General features: G+C 57.9%; 1 rRNA gene. It reads right to left on the reverse strand.

The window, feature by feature from the left end:
- Positions 1-44 precede the first annotated feature (44 nt).
- Positions 45-1864 (reverse strand): 23S ribosomal RNA (locus CQZ88_RS01715); the annotation flags it as partial.

Genomic DNA, 1864 nt, shown 5'->3' on the forward strand with positions numbered 1-1864 from the left:
GAGTGTGTTGTTTCAGATACCGCACAGTGGACGCGTAGCTTCTTTGTGGTAAGTCCTCGGCCTATTAGTACCGGTCACCTGCATGCGTTACCGCACTTCCAGTTCCGGCCTATCAACCCGGTGGTCTGCCGGGGGCCTTACCCCCTCGAGGGGGTGAGAAACCTCATCTTGGAACAGGCTTCCCGCTTAGATGCTTTCAGCGGTTATCCCTTCCGAACGTAGCCAACCAGCCGTGCCCCTGGCGGGACAACTGGCACACCAGAGGTTCGTCCGTCCCGGTCCTCTCGTACTAGGGACAGCCTTCCTCAAGTTTCTAACGCGCGCGGCGGATAGAGACCGAACTGTCTCACGACGTTCTAAACCCAGCTCGCGTGCCGCTTTAATGGGCGAACAGCCCAACCCTTGGGACCTACTCCAGCCCCAGGATGCGACGAGCCGACATCGAGGTGCCAAACCATCCCGTCGATATGGACTCTTGGGGAAGATCAGCCTGTTATCCCCGGGGTACCTTTTATCCGTTGAGCGACACCGCTTCCACATGCCGGTGCCGGATCACTAGTCCCGACTTTCGTCCCTGCTCGACCTGTCGGTCTCACAGTCAAGCTCCCTTGTGCACTTGCACTCGACACCTGATTGCCAACCAGGCTGAGGGAACCTTTGGGCGCCTCCGTTACATTTTGGGAGGCAACCGCCCCAGTTAAACTACCCACCAGGCACTGTCCCTGAACCCGATCAGGGTCCGAGGTTAGAGGTCCAATACGATCAGAGTGGTATTTCAACAACGACTCCACCCACACTGGCGTGCGGGCTTCCCAGTCTCCCACCTATCCTACACAAACCGAACCGAACACCAATACCAAGCTGTAGTGAAGGTCCCGGGGTCTTTTCGTCCTGCCGCGCGTAACGAGCATCTTTACTCGTAGTGCAATTTCGCCGAGTCTGTGGTTGAGACAGCAGAGAAGTCGTTACGCCATTCGTGCAGGTCGGAACTTACCCGACAAGGAATTTCGCTACCTTAGGATGGTTATAGTTACCACCGCCGTTTACTGGGGCTTAAATTCTCAGCTTCGCGGAGTGAACTCCGCTGACCGGTCCTCTTAACCTTCCAGCACCGGGCAGGCGTCAGTCCGTATACCTCGTCTTACGACTTCGCACGGACCTGTGTTTTTAGTAAACAGTCGCTTCTCTCTGGTCTCTGCGACCACCCCCGGCTCACGGAGCAAGTCCGGTCACCGGGACTGGTCCCCCTTCTCCCGAAGTTACGGGGGCATTTTGCCGAGTTCCTTAACCACAGTTCTCTCGATCGCCTCGGTATTCTCTACCTGACCACCTGTGTCGGTTTGGGGTACGGGCCGTGTGAAAGCTCGCTAGAGGCTTTTCTCGGCAGCATAGGATCATGGAATTCGCCTCATTCGGCTACGCATCACCTCTCAGGCTTTGTGCGACACGGATTTGCCTGTGTCACGCCCTACGGGCTTACACCGGTACAACCACTGACCGGCCCCACTACCTTCCTGCGTCACCCCATCGCTTGGCTACTACCACCGAAGGTCCCGTGCAGCAGGCTCTCGGCTCCCGAAGGAACTCGATCACCCTTTGGACGGTTAGTACCGATGATTCACCAGGGGCGCGTTCACACGGGTACGGGAATATCAACCCGTTGTCCATCGACTACGCCTGTCGGCCTCGCCTTAGGTCCCGACTCACCCTGGGCGGATTAACCTGGCCCAGGAACCCTTGGTCATTCGGCGGACGAGTTTCTCACTCGTCTTTCGCTACTCATGCCTGCATTCTCACTCGCGCAGCCTCCACACCTGGATCACTCCGGCGCTTCCCCGGCTGCACGACGCTCCCCTACCCACCC

It is taken from the genome of Rhodococcus sp. ENV425, from assembly GCF_002887785.1.
GTDB classification, from domain to species: Bacteria; Actinomycetota; Actinomycetes; order Mycobacteriales; family Mycobacteriaceae; genus Rhodococcus; species Rhodococcus aetherivorans.